The following is a 23092-nucleotide window of genomic DNA, read 5'->3' on the forward strand; positions in this document are numbered from 1 at the left end:
GCGGCTTCGAGTTTGAATTCGGCAGTAAATGAGCGACGTAATCTTGTCATTGAACACCTCAGGTCATGGTGGCGACTGTACCACCTAAAATGGTGTCCGGGATGATTAGACCACTACACTCCTTGCTATTTTGTCTATAAATCCTGCCCTTTTCTGGTCGTTCCTCAACCAGTTTGAACTGGTTTACTTTTGGCCAAACTCGGCTCATGGCGCGTGATTAGGGTTGTATCTCGCTTATAACTCGGTAGAGTAAGGGCATCTTGAGTTTGCCTGTCCCGCGCCGCGTTTGCCGGGTTTCAGGTGTAACTTGGCCAGTTTTTATCAACCTTAAGTCAGTGGTATCGATATGGAACAAGTAAACAAGTCCACCTTCAGCGATGTACTGGAATATGTGCGTATGTCCCGTCGCCAGAACAAACTCAAGCGTGAAATCGCGGATAACGAGAAGAAGATCCGTGACAACCAGAAGCGCGTACTGCTGCTCGACAACCTGAGCGACTACATCAAGCCGGGCATGAGCATTGATGATGTGCAGGCGATCATTGCCAACATGCGTACCGACTATGAAGAGCGCGTGGATGATCACATCATCAAGAACGCCGAGCTCTCCAAAGAGCGTAAAGAGCTGAGCACCAAACTGAAGGGCATGAGCTCTCACAAGTAAGCGTTCCGCTTTCGCTCAAGAGACACCGGCCACTGGCCGGTGTTTTGTTATCAGCTCGGATCTCTGCCACTCCTGCAACAATCGGCTCCCCTTTTTAGAATTGCCCTGTTACCATCACTACAAAGCGGTCAATAGTTTCAAGCCATTGACTTGAAAAGACTAAGCTTGAGTGAAACACAATAAATTGCGCAACCATGGTGGGGCTGATATGGGCGCATCAGAACAGACGGATTTGACACAAGTGGCATCTCAAGATTCATCTGTCCAGACCACGGACGGGAACCCAAAGCGCAAGCGCCGTCCCTGGTGGCGTTGGCTGTTCTGTTTTCTCTTTTTATTGTGCCTGGGGGCGGTGATCGCTCTGGTTGGCTATGAGATGAAAACCTCGAAGCTGCAGTCTCAGGAGATCTCCCGCTATGCCGCCAAGCTCACCTATCAGGTCGAGCCAGGCCAGAGCAAGCAGATCGCCTTCCCTGAGGATGGCCCGTTCGACAAGCGGCTCGGCTATGTGCAACTGCCGATGATGCAGGAGCGTCTGCTACAACGGGGCTATGAAGTCAGCAAACAGGTGCATTTCTCCGACGCACTCTATGACTACGCCAGTCGTGGCTTCTTCGTGCCCTATACCGAGAAGGTACAGGCCGGACTGACGCTGCACGATTGCCGTGCCGAGCCCTTCTATCAATTCAAGTATCCGACCCACCACTATCCGGATTTTGACTCCATTCCGCCGCTCGTCATCCAGTCGCTGCTGTTTATCGAGAACCGCGATCTGCTGAGCAATGAGGAGCCGCTGGCCAACCCGGCAGTCGACTGGCCCCGTTTTGCCAAGGCGGCGCTCTCCCAGGTGGGCAAGGCGCTTGATATGCAGGATCAATCTGCCGGTGGCAGTACCCTGGCGACCCAGGTGGAGAAGTATCGCCACTCGCCGGATGGTCTGACCCTGTCGCCGACCGAGAAGATCCGCCAGATGGCCTCTGCCAGTGTGCGGGCCTATCGTCTCGGGCCGGAAACCCTCGAAGCGCGCAAGCTGGTCGCCTGGGCCTACCTCAACTCGGTGCCGCTCTCGGCTGCGCCGGGATATGGTGAGGTGCATGGTCTGGGGGATGGGCTCTGGGTCTGGTTTGGTGCCAACGTCGATGACGTGAACCGTCTGCTGGATCCCGCCCGCAACCAGAATGCACCGCTCGCCGAGCAGGGGCTTGCCCTGCGTCAGGTGGTCTCGCTGATGATTGCGCACCGCCGTCCCTCCTACTATCTGGCGCAGGGTCGTGAATCGCTCGCGGATCTGACCGACAGCTATCTGCGCCTGTTTGTGCAGGAGGGGATGATCACGCCACCGCTGATGGAGGAGGCGCTCAAAGCCAAGATCTCGTTCCGTGACTTCCTGCAGTCCCCGGCCATCACCCGGGTGAACAACAACAAGGGGTTGCAGGTTGCCCGCACTCGCCTGAGCCGTCAGCTCGGGGTGCAGCTCTATGACCTCGACCGGATGGATCTGACGGCCGATACCAGCCTCAACATGCCGCTGCAGAACGAAATCTCCCGTTACCTGCAACAGCTGGCCGACCCGACGTTTGCCGCTCAGGTCGGGCTGTTTGGTGAGCGTCTGCTCTCGCCGGAGAAGACGGGCGATGTGCGCTACAGCTTCACCCTGTTCGAGAAGTCGCCGGAAGGGTTCAAGGTGCGGGTGCAGACTGACAACACCGATCAACCGTTCGATATCAACGAAGGTTCCAAGCTGGAGTTGGGCTCAACCGCCAAGTTGCGGGTGCTGACCACCTATCTGGAGATCGTGGCCGAGCTGCACGACAACTATGCGGGCATGTCGCCCGATAGTCTGCGCAAACTCGCGTCGGCCTCTCAGGACAACCTCAGCCGCTGGGCCATCTCCTATCTGATGACGGCTCAGGACAAGAGCCTGCCGGTGATGCTGGACGCGGCGCTGGATCGCAAATACTCCGCCAGCCCCAACGAAGGGTTCTTTACCGGTGGTGGCATGCACACTTTCAACAACTTCCGCCGTGAGGATAACGGGCGTATTCCCCCCATCCGCGATGCGCTGCGCGAGTCCATCAACCTGCCGTTTGTGCGGCTGATGCGCGATATCGTGCGCTACAGCCTCTACAAGGAGGGGAATCGTGCCCAGTTGCTCAAGGATGACAAGGATCCCCGTCGTCAGGAGTATCTGGCCAAATTTGCCGACAAAGAGGGGCAGACCTATCTGCTGCGCTTCTGGCGCAAATATCGCGGCAAGACCCCCGAGGAGCAGCTCGATACCTTCCTCGACGGACTCAAGCCGAGCGCGGTGCGTCTGGCTGCGGTTCACCGCTACCTGATGCCGGATGCCAATGAGGCGACCTTTGCCGCCTTCCTGGCGGAACGGTTGCCGCGGGAGAAGCTGAGCGCGAAGCGGATCAATCAGCTCTATGTCAGCTATGGCCCTGGCAAGTATTCACTGCCGGATCAGGGCTATATCGCCCGGGTGCACCCCTTGGAGCTGTGGCTGCTGGCCTATCTCAAGGAGTTTGACAAGGCGACCTTTGCCGATGCGGTGGCGGCCAGCCGTGACGAGCGCCAGGAGGTCTACAGCTGGCTGTTCAAGACCCGCCATCGCAGTGCCCGTGACAGCCGGATCCGCACCATGCTGGAGGTTGAGGCGTTCCTCGATATTCATCAGCGTTGGGCCAAGCTCGGTTATCCGTTCGACCATCTGGTGCCCTCGCTGGCGACGGCTCTGGGCAGCTCAGGTGATCGCCCGGCTGCGCTGGCCGAGCTGATGGGGATTATCCAGAATGGCGGAGTCCGTTCGCCGACCCTGCGTATCGAGCACCTCTCGTTCGCCAAGGGGACGCCTTTCGAGACCGAGTTCGAACCGACCCATGCCGAAGGCACCAGGGTTCTGCCTGTTGAGGTCGCGACCGCCCTGCGTAATGCGCTCTCCAAGGTGGTGGAAGGGGGTACGGCAAGACGTATCGCCGGGGCATTTACCCTGCCTGATGGCACTGTGCTGCAAATGGGTGGCAAGACCGGGACCGGGGATAACCGGATTGAGACCGTGGGCCGTTATGGCAACGTGACCAGCTCGCTGGCGCGCAACCGTACCGCGACCTTCGTCTTCTATCTGGGTGAGGATCACTTCGGTACCCTGACCGCCTATGTGCCGGGTAGCCAGTCCGACAAGTTCCGCTTCACCTCGGCGCTGCCGGTGCAAGTACTCAAGGGGATGGCTCCGCTGCTGATACCTTATCTGCAGCCGGGATCCCATACCCAGTGCTTGGCGAACCAGTGATACGGGTTGATTGCAGCTAAGCACATCGATAACTAACCAGACAAAAAAACGGGGAGGCTGACAGCCTCCCCGTTCTCTTTTCCGCCGCGGGCGCAGCGGCGGCGCCGAAGCGATCAGACGTTCAGCACGAACTGCTCGATCACCCGGGCAACGCCATCTTCATCGTTGCGTGCTGTGGTGTGCTGGGCGAGAGCTTTGATCTCGTCAGTGGCATTGCCCATCGCAACCCCAAGGCCAGCGTACTCGATCATGTGGTGGTCGTTGCCAGCATCTCCGACGCAGATCACCTGCCCGGCGGTCAGGCCAAGGTGCTCGGCCAGCGCGGCAACGCCGGTTCCCTTGTTGCTGTGCTTGTGCATGAACTCGAGGAAGAAGGGAGCACTCTGTACCACGGTATAGCGCTCATAGAGCTCCGCAGGCAGCTGCTCGATGGCGCGGGAGAGCTGGGGCGGCTCGTCGATCATCATCACCTTCATGATCTGCTCGTCGGCAGGCAGGGTGGCGAAGTCGATCAGATTGATCGGCATGCCGATCAGGCGGGATTCGTGCTCGGTGTAGGTGCTGACACGGGGACTGATCAGGCCCTGGGTGACCGAGAAACCGTGAACGTTCACCTCCAGCTCGTCAGCCAGTCTGGCGACGGCGCTGGCGTCACTGCCGGTCAGCAGCTGGCTGCGGATGATGCGCTGATCGGCCACCTGTTGCACCAGGGCGCCGTTGTAGCAGATGACGTAATCATCTTCGGTGGTGAGGCCGAGCTCGGCCAGATAGCGGCTCATCCCTTCCAGCGGGCGGCCGGAGGCCAGTACCACAGTAACCCCTTTGGCGCGCGCAGCGCTGATGGCGGCGTGGGTGCGGGGAGTAATCTGGCCCTGCGGGTTGAGCAGGGTGCCATCCATATCCAATGCGATCAGCTTGTACATCTCTCACTACCTGAGTCTGGGTGGCCCGCCCGGTGGGGCCAAGGAAGTGGCGAGTGTAGCGAAAATCGGCGGCGGGATCACGGGCGACGGGCTGGTCTTGCTTTAGCTGTGCCCCTCGTACGGGGTCATCTCCAGTGCTTCGTCGTGGATGGCCAGGCGAGTGGGGCCCCGGGTGATGGTGACCCTGCGCTTGAAGCTGGCCATCTCGACCTCTATGCCGGAGAAGAGGTGTTGGGTGGCAATAACCTCCATTTGTGCCATCAAGTTTTGCAGCTCTTCAGAATTTGCTGTGAGCTGCTCGTGGATCAGGGTCAGCTCGGCAAGATGGTGATCCCGGATCGGTTTGATTTTGCGCAGGGTTTCCGGGTTACGCTTGTCGCTGGGCAGTTGCAGCAGTTTCATCACCAGCGCTTTGATCTTGTCGAGCTGGGCCTGACACTCCAGCTGGCGCAACTTGAGCTGGTGCTCCTGCTCCTTGTGGGTGAAGTAGCCGCCGAGGATCTGCAGCCGGGTATGGTTGGCGGCCTCGGCACCCAGACTCGGCGCCATGATCAGGCGATTGGCAATGCAGGTACCCCCCAGCAGATTGCCTTTGCGCATGTTGCTATCGCCCACCTTGATATCTTGTCCGCTGCGGCTGTAGCAGTGGCTGAGTTGGCTCTGGATCTGGATATCGCCCCCCGCTTCCAGTTGGGCATACTGGGCGTAGCTGGCGTGGATCTCCCCCTGGGCATTGAGCTGGCAGAGGTACTCCCCCTGTTCGTTGCGGCGGCCAATGATGCCGTGGCGTACCGTGATGCTGCCACCAGCCTCGATCAGGCCCCCTTCGATAAAGCCGCCGATGACGATATCGCCGCTGACCCGCACTTTCATGCCGGGGTTGACGTCACCGCTGACGATTAATCCCCCTTCAAACGCAATGTGACCGTGACGGGCATCCACCTGCTTGACGCTGAGTACCTCGTCCACCTTCATGCCCGCCTTCTCCTGACAGGGCAGTCCCGCGCGACTGGCGATCAGCAGGTCGGGATCGTCGGGAGAGATATAAGTGCCTTCGCCTGCGCTCATCGGGCTGTCCTTGCCATCTTTGGCGGGCAGATCCTGACCGGTCACGGTAAAGCCGGGCACCCCGACGGTGGCCGGATGACGGCGCATCAGCGGAGCACCGGCTTTGACGGTGACAAGGGAGCCGAGATCCCGCAGGTCGACCTTGCCATGATCCAGCTCCTGCGGTTTGAGGATCCGCTCGGCCGGGGTCTCCACCAGCCGCTCGTAGCGGGTGTCCTGACCATTGACGGCAGGCTGGCCACGGGCAATGACCAGCTTGAGCAGAGTACCGGGGGCTGCCTCTTTGGCCGATTGGATGGCAGCGGTGAGTAGCTGCTCGCTGACCCCCTGTTTGATCTCGCTGAGGGCGATCGCCTCTTGCAGCTGTTCCAGAGTCACATACTTTCCCCCCCAGTCGGCGGTGATCTGGGCGATTGCACTCATGCGATCCTTCTCTATCATCACGGCGAGTCGGGCATCCTGACGTTTACCTACAGGGATCGGGCTGGCGGGCACGGGGGCGGCAGGGTTGGTGAGCAGGGTATTGAGCAGGCTGATGGCCTGTTTGATCCCCTCATTCAGCGGCTGATAGCGGCGACAGTTGGAAGCGAGCAGCAGAGCTTGCACATCCTGTTCCGTGACCGGTTTGGTGAGACCGGCGGCAATCCGCAGGCAGACCAGTTCCATGTCGTTTGATAGCAGCAGCCACTCTTTGCTTAACACCGTATCTCCTTGCCAGGTGGGAGAGGGGTACGCGTTTTTCCCCCCTCTACTGTCATTTAATCTCTCAGTGATTAATAAAGCGAGTCGTCAATCTTGAGAGTGGGCAGTATTCAGATATTTCTTCTGAATGGTCAATGGATTGAGGTCAAATCGGTGATGATGGCCGGATAAATTCGGGCGTTGTTCGGCAATGGGGCAGGGTGGTTCGCCGGATCGCGGCAGGGGATCCCTGCCAGCGACATAGGGAGCGCTGGCGGGGGTAGGCTATCAGCTGCGCTGCGCCGTTCTGGTCAACGTGAGGTAATCGCCGAGCACCGGCTCACCCAGCAGATGGCGACGCAGCATGTCGAGCGCGGCAAAGGCGAGGATCTTGCGGCGGCTCTCCGGGTCAGGGTGGCTGACCTTGAGCGTCTGGCCAATCTGCTGGCCATCGGCGCAGAGCAGCAGTGGTACACCCTCAGAGCCCTCTCGCCCTATGGTCAGTTGCAGGTCCGCATCGGTTGTCGGCAGTTGCGCCAGCTCATCGGCCAGTTGCGTACTGAAGTTGGCCTCCAGCCGGTGATGGCCGTGACAAAGCGCCAGTAGTGCGCCGCCGCTCTCCCCCTCCAGCAGAGCCAGCGGTTTGCCTTGCAGCAGCGCGAGGATCTGCTGCGCCGGCTCCGTATCTCCGCTGCCAATCAGCCAGGGGCGGATCCTGTTCAGCAGCCGGTGCTCGGCGCTCTCCATGTCTGCGGCGCTGGCGCCGTGGCCGATCAGCTTCAGCTCGATAAGGGGCATCGCGGAGCGGTAACCGAGCTCGATGCCGGTGGGCCAGGGGGCGGCATCCAGTATATCGCTGAGGGCCGATTCCGAGACGCCGAAGGTGTAAAAGCGACGCAGCTCGGTATCGATCTGTGCACCGGCCAGCTGTTTGAGACGCGGCAGAATCTGCTCGCGCACCATCTGCTTGAACTCGAACGGCACGCCCGGGGTGAAGAAGAGCTGGCTCTGACCACTTCGCACCACAAAGCCGCAGGCGGTACCGACCGGGTTGTCGAGGAGCTCGCACCCCTGTGGCAGCCAGGCCTGCTTGGCATTGCTCTGTGCCATCGGGCGGCCACGGCTGGCGTAGCGGGCCGTGATGGTGGCGAGCCAGTCTGGGAAGAGGATGAGCGGCTGGGCGAAGGCCTCGGCGGCGGCCTGAGCGGTCAGGTCGTCGGCAGTGGGCCCGAGCCCGCCGCACACCAGCACCACCTCGGCGCGGCTGGCACTCTCCTGCAGCACGCTTTTCAGGTCGGCGAGGTTGTCCCCTACCGTCAGGCGACGGCGCACCTGCCACCCCTGTTCCAGCAGCAGTGCGCTGAGCCAGGCCGCATTGGTATCCACCACCAGACCCGTCACTATTTCGTCTCCGGTACTGATGATCTCGATACGCATGGCGGGCTCCTTGGGTGAAACGGGTGACAATGGTTGGCCTGGGGCCAGCACAATCAGGCTTTGTTGTGCTCGAAGTAGTAGCTGATCCGGGTACGCGGATTGAGATACTCGAACACGGCGGGCGGCAGCCGTTTGGGGTGGATCACCTTGGCGATCGACAGTTCGGCCTGCTGCAGGTCGATGATGGCCGCTTCCTGACGGGGAATGCGCGGATCATAGACCAGCACCGAGGGATAGAGCAGGCGCGAGGCGTTGACCGACATCACCAGCCCGACCTGACCGTTGGAGAGTTGTACCACGCTGCCGGGGGGATAGATCCCCATCAACCGGATCAGCATGCTGAGGTACTCCGGATTGAACTGCGCCTTGCGCTGCTTGTAGAGGCCGCTCAGGGCCGAGTAGGGCACCTTGGCCTGCATGTGGCAGAGGTTATCGTACTCGTTGATCAGCGACACCATCTGGGTGAGCGGATCGAGCTGGCCACCCTTGAGCCCTTCCGGCCCGCTGCCATCGAGATATTCGTGGTGATGGAGCACGATCCCCTTCGCCTCGGCGGGGAAATCCTTGGCCAGATTGAGCAGGTCGAGGCCGTAGCGCGGATGCTGGGCCATCAGGTTCTGCTCCGGCTTGGTCAGCGGCTCGGTCTTGCGCAGGATCTGGCTCGGGATCTTCAGCTTGCCGATATCGTGGAACAGCGCACCCATGCCGACCTGACGGATCTGGTCGGCTGACATGCAGCACTCCTTGGCCAGCAGCATGCTGAGCACGCTGACGTTGAGGGAGTGGAAGTAGAGGTTGTTGCCATCCTCGCCGTCGGAGACCAGATGGAGCACCATCTCGTCCACCGCGAGCAACTGCTCGGTCATGGCGTTGATCAGCTCCTGCGCCTCGCCGATGGCGTTGAGGGGGCGGGACTGGATCTTGCTCATCACGCTGCGCACCTGCGCCAGCGACTGCTGGAACTGCTTCTCGCACTGCTGCAGATCGCGGCGGTACTGTTGCAACTGCTCGATGCGGCGATCCTTCTCCTGTTGCATCTGGGCCTGCCGCTGGGCGGCGTCCGAGCTCTCTTGTGGCTGAGGCTGTACCTGACTGAGGGGTTTTGGCGGGACGTCGCTCTTGTCGGGAATGATGGTGACCAGTTTCAGGCCGAGCCGGCGGATCAGCTCGATCTCCTCTTCACTTTTGATCTTGAAGCTGGAAAACAGGAACGGGTGTTCGCGCCACCCCAGTGGCAGGGAGACATAGTTGCCGACTTGCAGTCGATCTACGGAAATCTTGATACCGGTCATTATCTTGGAAGCAGGAGAGACACTGAGCCGTATGCTAGTCAAAGGCGGGGGTGAATACAAAAGGTATCTGATGACAGGGCGGGAGCTTTATTATAGGCTTCTGGATGTCCAGACATATTTACCGATGCAGTACAGGGAGTAAGCATGCCGATCAAGATCCCGGATCAGTTACCCGCCGCCGAAGTGCTGGGGCAGGAGAACATCTTCGTGATGACGGAATCCCGGGCCGTCACCCAGAACATCCGCCCGCTGCGGGTGTTGATCCTCAACCTGATGCCCAAGAAGATTGAGACCGAGATCCAGCTGATGCGGATGCTCTCCAACTCGCCGCTGCAGGTGGATGTGGATCTGCTGCGCATCGATGACAGGGAGTCGAAGAACACGCCACAGGCGCATCTTGAGAACTTCTATCACGACTTTGAGCAGGTGCGTGGCAACAACTACGACGGCATGATCATCACCGGGGCGCCGCTCGGGCTGGTGGAGTTCGAGGAGGTGGTCTACTGGCCACGCATCGTCGAGATCATCGAGTGGTCTCATCAGCATGTCACCTCCACCCTGTTCCTCTGCTGGGCGGTACAGGCGGCGCTCAAGGCGCTCTATGGCATGGAGAAGCAGACCCACGGCGAGAAGCTCTCCGGGGTTTACCGCCACCATCGCCTCGACGAGCATGAGCCGCTGCTGCGCGGTTTCGACGACGAGTTCGTCGCGCCCCACTCCCGTTACGCGGCGTTTGATGGTGATCTTATTCGTGCTCACACCGACTTGCAGATTTTTGCCGAGTCAGAAGAGGCGGGGGTCTATCTGGCGGCAACCAAGGATTGTCGTCAGGTGTTTGTCACCGGGCACCCGGAGTACGATGCCCTGACGCTGGACGGGGAGTATCAGCGGGATCTGGCGGCGGGGCTCGACCCGGCCATTCCGGTCAACTACTACCCGAATAACGATCCGGGCCAGACCCCGCGCGCCAGCTGGCGCAGCCATGGTCATCTGCTGTTTGCCAACTGGCTCAACTACTACGTCTATCAGCTCACCAGCTATCGGGTGGAGGATATTGGCAAGGTCTTCACCTACGACCAAGGGGGCAAGTAGTCAGTCGCGCTGCTCCAGCCGCTCGGCCAGCTGGTCGAGCCATTGGCGGTGGCAGGCCAATGTGAACGCCTTGGGTCTGTGGGCCTTGATGGCGGCCATCGCCTCTTGCTGTGGCTGGCCGAAGGTCATCAGCAGCGCGGCGGCGACCAGACCGGTACGACCGCTGCCCCCTTTGCAGTGGATGACCAGATGCTTGCCATCCCCCAGCAGCTCGCGCAACTGCGGCAGTGCCTGTTGCCAAGCGGCCTCGAAGGTAGCGTCGGGGGCCAGATCATCCTCGATGGGCAGATGGAACCAGCGCATCCCTTCGTGCTCGACCTGCTGGCCGAGCGGCGCCAGTTCGAGTCGGATCAATTCGGCGCTCGTCATCAGGGTCACCACCCCGTGGGCACCGGCCAACCGCAGCTGATCGAGCGCCAGGGTCAGCGGCACCTGCTGGGTGCCGGGGCAGGGAGTCAGCAGTAACTGGCCATCGACACGGGGAACCTCAAGGCTCCAGAAGGGGTGAAACGGGTGCATGGCGGATCCTCGCGTGGTGGCCGCAGGGCCGCGGCCGGTGAATGGCGCCAAGGATAGGCGGGGCAGGGGGGATGTCAATGGCCGTTGTGTTTGCCCCGGTTTACGGGCAGAGTCTAAAAAATTGAGCGGTTCAAGGAGTTAAGATGAGAAACCTGGATCAACTGGATTTGGATATCCTGGCCCATCTGTTTCGGGATGCGGGCATGACCAACAAGGATCTGGCCGCGCTGGTGGGCGTTGCCCCCTCCACCTGTCTGGAGCGGGTGCGCAAGTTGCAGCAGGATGGCGTGCTCAAGGGCGCTCACTGCGAAGTGGATTATCAGGCCCTGGGTGGCCACATTCAGGCCATGGTCTCCCTGCAACTGGCCCGTCACAGCCGCCAGATCATCGATGCCTTCCGCGATGCCATTCTGGCGCTGCCCGAAGTGATCAGCCTGTTCCACATGGGGGGCAAGGATGATTTTCTGGTGCACCTGTGTGTCTCCGACACCGAGCACCTGCGTAACTTCGTCTTTGACCACTTCACCTCCCGCGAGGAGGTGGTGCACCTCGAAACTTCGCTGGTGTTCGAGCACAAGTTCAGCCGCTCCCTGCCCTGCTTTCCCCAGCCATAATGGCCTGTGGGCCGGCAGTATGGGGAGATGGAAAAAACCGCCAGCTGGCGGTTTTTTCTATTTTGCTATCGGTTGAATCAGCACGGGCGGCTCAATTGGCGGCGGTGCGTTCATCCTTGGCCGTCTGATAGAGACTCTTCTGATAGGCCATGCTGCCCCACAGCGCCAAACCAAGCGCATCCTCCTTCAAGGCGTCCGGTTGCGCTGCCGGGGTCAGCTTCTCGCTGGCATCATCGTAGACATAGCCTTCCGCCGCGCGTTCCGGTTGCAGGATCACCACATCCTTGCCGCGCATCAGGGCGAAGTTCTTGTCGTACTGCATGATGGCGCGCCCCGGCCAGTCGGCAGGCATGCGGGTCAGATCCTTGCCCAGCATGGGGTAGTCGGCACTGATCCCCATCAGGGAGAGCAGGGTCGGCGCCATGTCGATCTGGCTGACGATGCGTGGATCCTTCTTCGGCGTTATGCCGTCACCGACGATGACGCCGGGGATATGGAAGCGGGGGATGGGCACCAGGCTGGCACCACCGACCCGGCTGTCGTGGTCGGCGATCACCAGGAACAGGGTGTCCTTCCAGTATTCGGACTGTTTCGCCTTCTTGAAGAACTCGCCGATGGCGTAATCCGCATACTTGGCCGCGTTGTTGCGGGTCTGCTTGGGTTGCTCGAACAGTTCGATGCGGTTGTCCGGGAATTCGAACGGATCGTGGTTGCTGGAGCTGAATACCAGACTGAAGAAGGGTTTGCCCTCCTTGTGCAGCGCCTTGAAGGTCTCGTCGGCCTTGGCCATCAGATCCTCATCGGAGGCGCCCCATGAGCCCTTGAACACCGGATTGTCGAAATCCTTCTGCTCGACGATGGTGGTGAAGCCGTTGCCGAGGAAGAAGCTGCGCATATTGTCGAAGTGGCTCTCGCCCCCGTAGATAAAGCTGGTGTCGTAACCCCGCTGTTTGAGCAGATCCGCGATGGTAAAGAAGTTGGTCTGGCTCTTGCCGAGTTTGACCACCGCCTGCGCCGGGGTCGGCGTGAAGCCGGTCAGTACCGCCTCGATACCGCGTACCGAGCGGGTGCCGGTGGCGTAGAGCTGCTCGAACGCCCAGCCCTGCTGCGACAGCGCATCGATGTTGGGGGTGAGCGGCAGGCCACCGAGGGAGCCGACAAACTGGGCACCCAGGCTCTCCTGCAGCAGGATCACCAGATTCTTCGGTTTGCCCTGGAAGCTTGCCTCATTGAAGGTCTGGCTGGGCAGCAGATCGGAGTTGAAATCACTGGCCGGACGGCCACTCTCCTTGCGCATGATGTCGAGCACCTTCTGCTCGGACATCTTGCCGTAAAACTGGCTGGCATCCTCCTCGGCACCCATCTGCTTGATGGCAAAGAAGAGGGAGTAGGCGGAGTTGACGGTGAGCGAGTTGACCAACGGATCCTCGGCAAAGGCGACCATGGCCGGGTTCAGGGCGCGGTGGCCGAGACTGGAGCGGGCACCGAGAAAACCGATGGCCAGAATGAGCAGGGCGAAGGCCGGACGCAGATACCAGCGCGGGAAGCTGAGGCCACGCACCAGACGGCCGCTCAACCACCAGCCACCGGCCAGCACGGCGCCACTGAAGAGCACTGCCAGCAGCAGCTCGGCTTTGCGGCCCGCCCACAACATGGAGAGCACCTCTTTCGGATAGATGAGGTACTCCACATAGAGGCGGTTGGGGCGCACGCCATATTCGGTGACGAAAGAGGGGGTGGAGATCTCGAGGAACAGCATCAGCCAGAACCCGACGGTCAGCCACACGCGCATCAGTTGCAGCCAGCCGCGACCGATGGCGTGGGGGCCTGCCAGCAGCAGGGTGAGCATGGCTGGGACGCCCCAGACCCAGCAGAGGGTCGCAAAATCGACCCGGATCCCTTGCAGCAGCATCTCCTGCCAACCGGCCACGGCATCCACCCGTTCCAGTTGCCAGACACCGAGGGCAATTCGACTGAAAGAGAGAGAGAAGAGCGCGAGCGCGCAGAAGATGGCGAAGGGCCAAAACGGGCCGAGTCGCTGTTTTAGAGCTGTCATGTTTGTTCCTGATTGGGCCTGTAAGCGTCTGTCCACAGACGCTTTTTTATTTGTTGTGCTTTTATGACAGGCAGATGCGGATAAGGTTGCACTCTATCTTGCCAAAAGAGGCAATTAACATATCGCTTATCTAAAAGTGTGAACTCGACCGGTTACTGAGTGCAGAATAAGCTGCTGGATAAAATGTGAGCCGCAGCGCGAATGGAAGGGGGGACTCCATTTATAATTGCCGCGAATAATCTCAATCGGAGCCGAAGGGATGCCGGTCTTTATCGATGTCGAGTATGTGCAGGGATGGCGCCTGTTTGTGGTGTTATCGGATGGCACCACGGGCGTGCTGGATCTGACCCCCTGGCGAGGTCAGCCGCTGTTTGCAAAGCTGGAGAGCGAACGCCACTGTGCCAGGGTCTTCATCAACCGTCACCACCAGCTGGAGTGGCCTGTCGGATGCACCTTGTCTGCCCACGAGGTTTATCACCTGATCTCCCCCATCGATGAACGGGAAGCCTTCAGCTAATCCACGCTTTTTGTGAGCCAACGCCAGATTCCTGTTACTGGAATGTTTGTCCGTTTGCCTTTATGAATGAACTTGGGTAAAACCTGCGCAACATTTTGCCAACCTGCCTTCGCTTTCCCCCGACAGAGGCTTGCCGCTTTCACGCCGCAGGCCTTTTTTGCGGCCTGATGGTAAACCTTTCCCCTAGTGAAAGGTTTGGTGGGTTTAATGAAAAAAAACAAAATAAACAAATACATAAGGAAAATGTATGGCTTGTCATATGCGCACTCCTCTTGCCCTGCTGGTGGGCGGGCTCGCCTGTCACGGCGCCGCCGGTCAGGAACCGGTTCAACAGCTGGATCCCATGGTGGTGGTGGCAACTCGCCCGGCCAGCACGCTGGAGGTGACGCTGGATCCCAAGAAGCCCGGTTCCCCGATGCCCGCTGCCGACGGCGCCGGTTATCTGAAGAATGTCACCGGCATGAGTATGGTGCGTAAAGGGGGGCTGGGCGGCGATCCCGTGCTGCGGGGGATGGGGATGTCCCGCCTCAACGTGCAGATGGATGGCGGCATGCTGGCTGGCGGCTGCGGTGGTCGCATGGATCCACCCACTGCTTACGTCTTCCCCCAATCTTTTGACCGGATCCGGGTGCTGAAGGGGCCGCAATCCCTCGAGCAGGGGGCCACGCTGGCGGGAACCGTGCTGTTCGAGCGGGACAGGCCCGAGTTCACCGCGCCGGGTCTCAAGGCCGATGCCTCGGCTCTCTACGGCAGTTTTGGCCGCGATGACCAGATGGTGGATATGACGGCGGGTTCGACCGATGGCTATCTGCGCGGTCAGTTCACCCATTCCGATAGCGACGATTACCGCGATGGTCACGGTAACAAGGTGCGCTCTTTCTATCGCCGCGAGAATGGCACCGCGCAGCTTGGCTGGACGCCGGGGGAGCACACCTGGCTGGAACTCACCGCCGAGCGCAGCAATGCCCGCGCCGCTTATGCGGACCGCACCATGGATGGCCCCATGTTTGATCGGGAGTCCTTCGGGTTGAAGCTCAAGCAGGAGGAGATCACCCGTTATTGGCAGCGCAGCGAGCTGACTCTGTGGGACAACGACATCGACCACATCATGGACAACTTCAGCCTGCGGCAAAACAGCGGCATGAAGATGCTCTCCAACCCGGATCGCCGCAACAGCGGCGGTCGCTGGGCCAACGACATCGCTTTACCTGCCGACTGGTTGCTGACCGCCGGGTTCGACAGCAACCGGGATCAGCACCGCAGCCGGGGTGGCGTCGATTATGCGACGCAAGATCGCCAGCGCACCCTGCGTTTCGAGCAGCAGGGCGGCTTCGCCGAGCTGGGCCGTCAGCAGGGGGCTCATAGCTACAAAGGAGGCTACCGGCAGGATCGGGTAGTGACCACCCGCTATGGCGCCGGTGAACAGACCCTCTACAGCGACACCCTGGCCCTGAACAGCGGGTTTGGTCGCTACGAGTATCAGTGGTCGCCCCGCTGGTCCAGCTATCTGGCGTGGGGGCAGGCAGAGCGTGCGCCGGACTACTGGGAGCGCAGCAAGGACAGCACCCCGTTCACCCTCAACCCGGAGCGCAGCCGTCAGTGGGATGCGGGGCTGGCTTTGCGCAGTCGCGAGCTGGATCTGACCCTCTCCCTCTTTAGCGCCGACATCAAGGACTACCTGCTCTACAACAGCAAGTCGAACAAGGTGCGCAACATCGATGCCCAGACCCGGGGCGGCGAGCTGGAGGGGCGCTGGCAGTTTGCCGAGCAGTGGCGTCTCGATGGTGGTCTGGCGGTGGTGTATGGGGAAAACCGCAGCGACAACAAGCCGCTGGCCCAGATGCCGCCGCTCGATGGCAAGCTGGCCCTAGGCTGGCAGCCAGACGAGGCGCTGAACTTCACCCTGCTGGGGCGCGCGGTGGCGGCGCAGGATCGGGTGGATCTCTGGTCCGGCACGGTCGCCGGTCAGGATCAGGGGGAGACCCCGGGCTTCTTCACCCTGAACCTGAGCGGTGCCTGGCAGTTTGCCAAGGGATGGCAGCTCTCGGCCGGGGTAGACAACTTGTTCGACACCTTCTATTACGAGCACCTCTCCAAGTCGGTGCACGCCAGTCAGGCGGGGCTTGGCTACGAGCAGAGCGGCCGTATCCCCGAGCCGGGTCGCTCGTACTGGCTCTCGCTCAACTACCGTTTTGCCTCGGCAGGCGTGCTCTAACCAGTTGAGTCAGATAACGTTTTCAGTCACAGACACCGCTGTGTGAGCCTCGCTATCATGGTGAAAAACAGGCGTATCAGACGCCTGTTCTCACAGCGGGAACATAACAATGAAACAAGGAACGTTGCGCTATGGCGGCCTGCTCGGGGCCGCTCTGTTACTGGCGGCCTGTGGTGGTAGCGGTAGCAGCAGCTCTTCCGGTGGCGAGATAATCCCACCGGTACCCAACCGTACCGATCTGGTCAACAACCGCGCCTGTTATGGCGATGATCAACTCGCCTGCAACCTGCGCATCTATCAGGTGATGGTGGAGTCGTTTGCCGATGGTGACGGCAGTGCCAACTACGGCGTCGGTTATGGCCCCTCCCAGCACAACGGCGATCTGCAGGGGATCATCGACAGCCTCGACCACATCAAGAGTCTCAACGTCAACGCCATCTGGCTCACTCCGGTATTCGACTCCTGCGCAGGGCAAGGCGGTGACAACAAGCTCGATGCCACCGGCTACTTCGCCTGCGACTTTTTCACCGTGGAGCCCAACTTTGGCAGCAACGCCAAGCTCAAACAGCTGGTGGATGCGGCGCACCAGCGCGGTCTCTATGTATTCCTCGACGGGGTGTTTGGCCACGTCAACAAGGTGGGTGTGAGCAAGCCATCGCCAGAGGGGCGTCTGCCCGCTCTCACCGGCGGTGGTGCCGGTTATCCCGGTCAGCTGGTGGATTACAGCAAGCCGGAGAGCCTCGCCTACTTCAAGGAGGTGGCCCGTTACTGGGTCGAGCAGTACGGTATCGACGGCTGGCGCCTCGATCAGGCTTATCAGCTCAATCTGAATGAGTGGCGTGCCATGCGCAGCGAAGTGGAGCAAGCCAGCGCGACACGCAAGGCCGCCGGTCAGCAGTGGGGCACCCTCGGCTACATGGTGGGCGAGGTATGGAAGAGTGCCGACGAGATCCGTGCCGAGGCTTACGGCAGCAGCGACAATCCGGCGCTCGCCTCGGCGTTCGACTTCCCGTTGCGCTACGGCATCGTGCAGGCGCTGGCGGTGGAGGAGTCCGGCAAGGGGGGCCAGGGGGCCAGTGTGCTCGATGCCAGCTGGAACAAGGTGGAGAACTACCCCGGCCACGCCATGCCGAACCTGATGCTGGGTAACCACGATCTGGTGCGTTTCGGCGATCTGCTGGAGCGCGGCAACTTCAATCCGGCCGAGTACTGGCTGCGCCACAAGGCAGCCTTCAGCTTTATGGCGGCCCGCTCCGGCCCCATCACCTTCTATTACGGCGAGGAGTTTGGCGACGAGGTGCCGGGCTTTGCCAAGCAGGTGAGCGGTGATTGTGCGGCGCAGGGTTTGTGCGATGACCATGTGGCCCGCAGCGACGGCAAGGTGCCCGGTGTCACCGGCTTTGTGCCGGACAGCGAGCAGGCCGAATTGAAAGGGTGGCTCGCCCAGCTGCTGGCGATGCGCGCCGCTCATCCCGCCCTCTATCAGGGGGAGCGAGTCAAGCTGGTGGCCGACGGCAGCCTCTATGGTGACATCAAGCAGACGGCGAGCGAGCAAGTCGTCTATCTGCTCAACCTCTCTACCTCGGCGCTCAGCTACAACCTGCCGACCAACAAGCTGCGCAGCGGCAGTGCGCTGGTGGATCTGCAAAGTGGCGAGAGTCTGGCCCTGGGTAGTGACAGTGTGACGGTGGCGCTTCCCCCTTTGAGTGGCCGTTTCCTCCGCCTGCAATAAGTCAGCGGCAGTACGCTTTGATATGAGAGAGGGCCCCATCGCGGGGCCCTCTCTGTCATTGTGGCGAAAAGGTCATGGCGGGTTATGCGGTGGTCTGGCCCCGGTTTTCCAGCCGCTGGCGGAAGGCGCGGGCCAGTCGCTCGTAGAGATCCTGCGCCTCCTTGTCCTCGATATCGCCGCGGATCCAGGGGTTGTCGACGATCTCCAGCAGCACGCAGTCGCGGCCCTGCTGGCGCAAGTCGAGCCCGTAGAGGCCATTGCCGAGCTGATGGACGGCGCGGCGGGCGGTCTGCAGTACCCGTTCCGGCACCTCGTTCAGTGGCAACGCCTCGATGCGGCTCATGTCGAGCGGGTGCTTGCGGCGGCGAATGCGGTTACCGGGCTCTGGCCGGTAGCGGCGACAGGCAAACAGCGGCGAGCCATCGAGAAAACCGATGCGCCAGTCGAACTCGGCGGGGATCCGGCTCTGCACCAAGAGCAGGGCGGAGCGGCTCAGCCCTTCGTCCAGCAGCCGGGCCAGCTGCTGTTCGTCGCTGGCCATGGCGAGATCGCGCCCCTGCGCGCCATCGGGCACCTTCACCATCAACGGCAGGCCGAGCCGCTGTACCAGCTCATCCACATGGTGGCGACCGCGACGGGTCACCACCATGGTGGGCGGCATGGGCACGCCGCTGCGTACCATCAGCTCGTAGAGATAGAGCTTGTTGCTGCAGGCGAGGATGGCGCGGGAGCTGTCGATAACCGGCATCTTGAGCTGCTCGGCACGGCGGGCAAATTCGAAGGTGTAGTGGCCGACCGCGGTTTCGGCCCGCAGCCAGAGGGTGTCGAACTCCGGCAACCGCTCGATGGCCGACGGTGGCAGGATCTCGGCCCGGATCCCCTGGGCGGCAGCAGCCCGGATAAAGCGCTCCAGCGCCAGCCCATCACTGCTGGCGCGGCCATCATCGGGATCGACCAGAATGGCGAGCTGGTAGAGCGGCGCCGCCTGCTCCTCATCACCGGTGCCCACCAGCGCCTGAGCATGGTGCAGCATCAGTGCCTTTTCGCTTGGGCTCAGCTCCAGCGGTGACAGGCTCTGCTGCTGGCGTACCGACCAGCCATGACGGCCGCGCTTGAGGGTCAGCTCCTGCAGCGGCAACTGGCTCAGGCCGTAGTAGTAGCGGGCCAGCCCCGCCAGCTCGCTCTGTTCACACTGGCCGAAGATGGCGCGCACCCGGATCCTGTCCTCGCTCTGCTGGGCCAGCCACCCCTGTGCCTTGCGCCACAGCTTGGCCGGTGGCTGCTGGGGTTGCAGTCGGCTGATGGCCTGCAGACCCGGCAGGCAGTGGTGGCCGCGGGCCTGGGCCAGCAGCGAGCAGTAGTAGCCTGCGCTCAGGTGCTCCAGATTGCGGCAGAGGTTGATGATGCGGGGTCGGCCGCCGGTGGTCGGCACGCCATGTTGCAGATAGGTGCGGGCGGTCAGCAGATAATCGGCATGGTAAGGCCAGTCGCCCAGCTCTTCGACGATGACATAGGTACTCATATTTTCGGCTCCACAGATCAGACTGCCTGAAAAAAGGCAGGATCCCCAGTGGGCTTCGATGCACCGACAAGCACGACAATGGCGCGAGGGGAAACAAGAGGTTACAGTGCCTAATATGACGCTTTGGTAACTTGTGATACAAGTCGCATTTTTGGTGCTGAAGATAAATAACCGAACAAGGACTCCCCGTGTTGACCGTACGTGCGGCCCGAACAGATGATCTGGGCGCCATCGTTAATCTGGAACGCTACTGTTTTCCCCCCGAAGTCGCCTTTGGCCGCAGCCGCTGGCACTATCTGCTGGCCCACGCCAAGGGGCGCACCCTGTTGCTGCTGGATGAGAAGCATCAGCTGATGGGCTATCTCTGCCTGCTGGAGCACAGAGGCTGGGATCGGCTGGTCATTCAGGCGCTGGCCATCCGCTGGACGGTGCGCCGTCTGGGCTGGGCCCGCCGTCTGCTGGAGCAGGTGATCCGGGAGGGCAAGGCCGCTGGCTGGGGGGCGATTCGCCTCGAGGTGGGGGACGCCAACGAAGAGGCGCTGGCGCTCTATCAGGGGTTGGGATTTCGTCCCCAGCAGCGGCTGGCGGACTACTATGGCCGCGACCAGCACGCCCACCGGCTGGTGCTGCCGCTGGTGAGCGACGAGGAGCGTGAGCGGCGCAGAGTGGCTCGCAAGCCGCCTTTGCAGGCATGCTAGCCGTGTGGAACGAGCAACATCGAGGAGCAGGATGAGCTGCGACAATTGTCTTGCTACCGCCATCAAGGCCAAGCTGGGGCGTTGCCCGGTCTGTGCCATCCAGACTTTCGTCATCGGCCTGATCGGCTGGCTGGTCTGGTGGTGGTGCGGCGCCGACACCTCGGTCAACGCCCTCACCGGCCTGCTGTTTGCGTTGGGGGGCTCGGGCCTGTTTCTGCTCCATCTGGTGGTATTTGTCTGGCGCAAGGCGACCGGACGTGAATTGAGCGATGAATGAATCTGAATAGATTCAAACAGATAAATAACGATATCGGTGTAGATATGGAGGTTCAGATGATTGCAATGGTAACGGGCGCCTCGTCCGGTTTTGGTGAAGCCATCAGCCGCCAGCTGGTGCAGGCGGGCTACAAGGTGATCGGCACCGGTCGCCGTGCCGAGCGGCTGGCCGCGCTGGCTGACGAGCTGGGCGAGCAGTTTCTGCCGCTGGTGTTCGACGTGCAGGACAAGGCGGCCACCCGCGCCGCGATCACCGGTTTGCCAGCCGCCTGGAGCGAAGTGGATCTGCTGGTCAACAACGCCGGTCTGGCGCTGGGGCTGGAGCCTGCCCACAAGGCGGATCTGGACGATTGGGAGCAGATGATCGCCACCAACATCAGCGGCCTGACCCTGCTCACCCGCCTGCTGCTGCCGGGCATGGTGGCGCGCAATCGCGGCCACGTCATCAACATCGGCTCCATCGCGGGCACCTACCCCTATCCGGGCGGCAACGTCTATGGCGCCACCAAGGCGTTCGTGAAGCAGTTCAGCCTCAACCTGCGCGCCGATTTGGCGGGTACCGCCATTCGCGTCACCAACGTGGAGCCGGGCCTGTGCGGCGGCACCGAGTTCTCCAACGTCCGCTTCCACGGTGACGATGCCAAGGCGGCCACCGTCTATCAGGGGGTGGAGGCGATCCAGCCGGAAGACATCGCCAATACCGTGCTCTGGGTGAGCCAGCAGCCCGCCCACGTCAACATCAACAGCATCGAGATCATGCCGGTGGCCCAGACCTTCGGCCCGCTCAATATCAGCCGCCGCTGATCGCTGCATTGGATGAAACAAAAGAGGCTCCCTCGGGAGCCTCTTTGCGTTGGCGAGCAGATTACAGGCTCATGATCTTCTTGAACTCCTCCTCCGAGTATTTCTTCTCGCTGCTCTTGGTCAGATCCGTCATCAGCTTGTAGCGCAGATCTTTGGCCATCTGATAGGTCTGCTCCAGCTGGCCGTAGGAGTAGTCGGCGGCCAGCCCGATGGCGGTGGCCTTGTCGTTGGCGTAGGTCTGCTTGAGGCTCTTGTCGAGCACGGCGACCTCCTTGTAGAGCTTGGCGCTCTCCTTGCTCCAGACGTTTCGCAGCAGCGGCAGGTATTTGTCCGGATTGGTGTTGGCCAGCGCCGTCAGGCTGCGGAACTGCCAGTAGGCGGAATCATCGGAGTAGCTGTCGCTGCCGCTGCGATAGGGCAGGGGGTAGTTTTCCAGGGTGTTGTAGAGCGGCACCATCACAGATTCGGCCAGCACGCCGTAGCTCTGCCAGATCAGCCCCTGCAGCTCTTTGGGCATCTCTTTGCGCAGCTGGATGACGTGGGATTCCAGCTGGCGATCGACGCGGATTGGCCGCTCTGCCTTGCCCGCCAGCGGCGTGCCGTCATAGGTGGCGCTCAGCACCCTGGCCACGTCCGGCACAGCGATGGGAGTATCCGGCTTCATAAACAGTGGATATTGCGCCAGCCGAGTCGCCTGTTTCTGGCTGGCGGTCAGCATTTTCTGGCCGAGCCACTCCCGATCCACGTTGTAGGGATCGGCAATCACCCCGAACGCCTTGGCGAAGTTGAAATCCTTCGGATCGGCGTTATCCAGCAGTTTGTGTTCGCGTACAAACTCCAGCAGCTTGGGCGAGTGCAGCACATCGGCGCTGTCGAGAGCGACGCCGTGGATGCGCAGGCCGTTGGCCACCATGGCGTAGCTGTCGTTCGGCACCCGCACCGCGATCCAGTGGTGGCCGGAGCCAATCTCCATCAGCCAGGCCTCGTTCACATCCGCCAGATAGAGGCTGTTGCCCTCACCGGCGCCATATTGCTCCACATAGCGGCCGAGCAGCTCGACCCCCTCTTTGGCCGTTTTGGCCTGCGGCAGGATCAGGGTCGGGATGATGGCCTCGATGACCCCCTTCTCGATCAGCGGATCCGCTTTTTGGGCCTTGTCGTTGACCTCGGCGCTGGTGGTAGCCGAGATGGCGACGTTGAACTCGTTGATGCCGCGCTCCTCATAATATTTGCCTGCTGGGTCGCTGGTTGTTGCATCCCAGTCGTGGATGGCGGAGTAGGCGAAGAACGCCTTGGGCATTGGCACTTCCAGCCCGTTGCCCAGTTTCCAGCTCTTGCCCTCGTTCTGTTGTGCCGGGTGGAAGGCCAGATACTTGTTCCAGTTGTTGACGCCAAAATCCTCGTTTCTGGCGATCATTACGCTGCCATCGGCACTGGCCCCCTTGCCGACGATAAGGCCGGTACAGGCATCGGCACTGGTGCCAAGCAGGGTGAGCAGGGTGGCGGAGAGAAGACTCAAGGTGTGTTTTTTCATAGTTATGCCCGAAAGGTTGCGGTGAGTGAGAGTCAGACGAGGGGATGAGGTGTGGGGAGGCCGCAACTCCGAACTGGCAGCGGAGCGAGCACGGCAGATTGGTCTGCCTGTTATTGGTTTTACGAACAGATCATCCATGACACGGCTGGCTGGTTG

General features: G+C 61.2%; 18 protein-coding genes. 10 read left to right on the forward strand and 8 right to left on the reverse strand.

Features of this window, described 5'->3' with window-relative positions; all coding sequences use genetic code 11:
- Positions 1–346 precede the first annotated feature (346 nt).
- The gene (gene tmaR / locus PG888_RS10560) at positions 347–664 is read left to right on the forward strand and encodes a PTS system regulator TmaR (RefSeq protein WP_033136060.1); all 318 of its coding nucleotides are present in this window, start codon (positions 347–349) and stop codon (positions 662–664) included.
- A gap of 208 nt (positions 665–872) precedes the next feature.
- On the forward strand, positions 873–3956 hold the full coding sequence (locus PG888_RS10565; RefSeq protein ID WP_234605311.1) for a transglycosylase domain-containing protein: 3084 nt from the start codon (positions 873–875) through the stop codon (positions 3954–3956).
- Between the two features lie 113 nt (positions 3957–4069).
- On the opposite strand, the gene yidA is transcribed toward PG888_RS10565, so the two are convergent.
- From yidA to PG888_RS10585, 4 genes are all read right to left on the reverse strand, one after another.
- A complete protein-coding gene (yidA, locus tag PG888_RS10570) occupies positions 4070–4879 on the reverse strand; it encodes a sugar-phosphatase (protein WP_042657278.1) in 810 nt (269 codons plus the stop codon).
- A 102-nt stretch (positions 4880–4981) separates the two neighbouring features.
- Positions 4982–6649 (reverse strand): DUF342 domain-containing protein, encoded by a 1668-nt coding sequence (locus PG888_RS10575; protein WP_323886284.1) that lies wholly within the window; start codon positions 6647–6649, stop codon positions 4982–4984.
- A gap of 267 nt (positions 6650–6916) precedes the next feature.
- Positions 6917–8065 (reverse strand): CinA family nicotinamide mononucleotide deamidase-related protein, encoded by a 1149-nt coding sequence (locus PG888_RS10580; protein ID WP_234605313.1) that lies wholly within the window; start codon positions 8063–8065, stop codon positions 6917–6919.
- 53 nt (positions 8066–8118) lie between these two features.
- A complete protein-coding gene (locus PG888_RS10585) occupies positions 8119–9357 on the reverse strand; it encodes an HD-GYP domain-containing protein (protein ID WP_182938335.1) in 1239 nt (412 codons plus the stop codon).
- A gap of 144 nt (positions 9358–9501) precedes the next feature.
- Between PG888_RS10585 and metA the strand changes: the two genes are divergently transcribed.
- Positions 9502–10449 carry a homoserine O-acetyltransferase MetA gene (gene metA / locus PG888_RS10590; protein ID WP_042057613.1) on the forward strand — a complete coding sequence of 316 codons (948 nt, stop codon included), beginning with the start codon at positions 9502–9504 and terminating at the stop codon, positions 10447–10449.
- Here the strand turns inward: metA and PG888_RS10595 are convergent, their stop codons facing one another.
- Positions 10450–10968, reverse strand: coding sequence for a cyclin-dependent kinase inhibitor 3 family protein (locus tag PG888_RS10595; RefSeq protein WP_234605315.1), 519 nt, complete (start codon positions 10966–10968; stop codon positions 10450–10452).
- Between the two features lie 143 nt (positions 10969–11111).
- Between PG888_RS10595 and PG888_RS10600 the strand changes: the two genes are divergently transcribed.
- Positions 11112–11582 carry an Lrp/AsnC family transcriptional regulator gene (locus tag PG888_RS10600; RefSeq protein WP_005336001.1) on the forward strand — a complete coding sequence of 157 codons (471 nt, stop codon included), beginning with the start codon at positions 11112–11114 and terminating at the stop codon, positions 11580–11582.
- A gap of 91 nt (positions 11583–11673) precedes the next feature.
- Here PG888_RS10600 and PG888_RS10605 read toward each other — a convergent pair whose 3' ends face one another.
- Positions 11674–13638, reverse strand: coding sequence for an LTA synthase family protein (locus PG888_RS10605; protein ID WP_234605316.1), 1965 nt, complete (start codon positions 13636–13638; stop codon positions 11674–11676).
- Positions 13639–13897: 259 nt separating this feature from the next.
- Between PG888_RS10605 and PG888_RS10610 the strand changes: the two genes are divergently transcribed.
- The 3 genes from PG888_RS10610 to PG888_RS10620 all read left to right on the forward strand — a co-directional run bounded on the left by PG888_RS10610 (position 13898) and on the right by PG888_RS10620 (position 18102).
- A complete protein-coding gene (locus tag PG888_RS10610) occupies positions 13898–14155 on the forward strand; it encodes a DUF2442 domain-containing protein (RefSeq protein ID WP_042057607.1) in 258 nt (85 codons plus the stop codon).
- A gap of 247 nt (positions 14156–14402) precedes the next feature.
- Positions 14403–16370 (forward strand): TonB-dependent copper receptor, encoded by a 1968-nt coding sequence (locus tag PG888_RS10615; RefSeq protein WP_270693370.1) that lies wholly within the window; start codon positions 14403–14405, stop codon positions 16368–16370.
- Between the two features lie 109 nt (positions 16371–16479).
- Positions 16480–18102, forward strand: a complete 1623-nt coding sequence (locus PG888_RS10620; RefSeq protein ID WP_270693369.1) for an alpha-amylase family protein — start codon at positions 16480–16482, stop codon at positions 18100–18102.
- Positions 18103–18184: 82 nt separating this feature from the next.
- On the opposite strand, the gene PG888_RS10625 is transcribed toward PG888_RS10620, so the two are convergent.
- Positions 18185–19624 carry a RimK family protein gene (locus PG888_RS10625; RefSeq protein WP_042057599.1) on the reverse strand — a complete coding sequence of 480 codons (1440 nt, stop codon included), beginning with the start codon at positions 19622–19624 and terminating at the stop codon, positions 18185–18187.
- A 188-nt stretch (positions 19625–19812) separates the two neighbouring features.
- On the opposite strand from PG888_RS10625, the gene PG888_RS10630 reads away from it, so the two are divergent.
- Genes PG888_RS10630 through PG888_RS10640 form a run of 3 tightly spaced genes read left to right on the forward strand, consistent with a single transcriptional unit; the run spans position 19813 to position 21402 of the window.
- Positions 19813–20322: a GNAT family N-acetyltransferase gene (locus tag PG888_RS10630; RefSeq protein ID WP_182938329.1), complete on the forward strand. Its 510-nt coding sequence runs from the start codon at positions 19813–19815 to the stop codon at positions 20320–20322.
- Positions 20323–20353: 31 nt separating this feature from the next.
- Positions 20354–20599: a DUF3624 domain-containing protein gene (locus PG888_RS10635; RefSeq protein WP_234605319.1), complete on the forward strand. Its 246-nt coding sequence runs from the start codon at positions 20354–20356 to the stop codon at positions 20597–20599.
- 56 nt (positions 20600–20655) lie between these two features.
- Positions 20656–21402 (forward strand): SDR family oxidoreductase, encoded by a 747-nt coding sequence (locus PG888_RS10640; RefSeq protein ID WP_182938327.1) that lies wholly within the window; start codon positions 20656–20658, stop codon positions 21400–21402.
- 61 nt (positions 21403–21463) lie between these two features.
- On the opposite strand, the gene PG888_RS10645 is transcribed toward PG888_RS10640, so the two are convergent.
- Positions 21464–22936 carry a C69 family dipeptidase gene (locus tag PG888_RS10645; RefSeq protein ID WP_182938326.1) on the reverse strand — a complete coding sequence of 491 codons (1473 nt, stop codon included), beginning with the start codon at positions 22934–22936 and terminating at the stop codon, positions 21464–21466.
- Between the last annotated feature and the right edge of the window lie 156 nt (positions 22937–23092).

Source organism: Aeromonas sp. QDB23, from assembly GCF_027707745.1.
In the GTDB taxonomy this organism is placed as follows: Bacteria; Pseudomonadota; Gammaproteobacteria; order Enterobacterales; family Aeromonadaceae; genus Aeromonas; species Aeromonas allosaccharophila.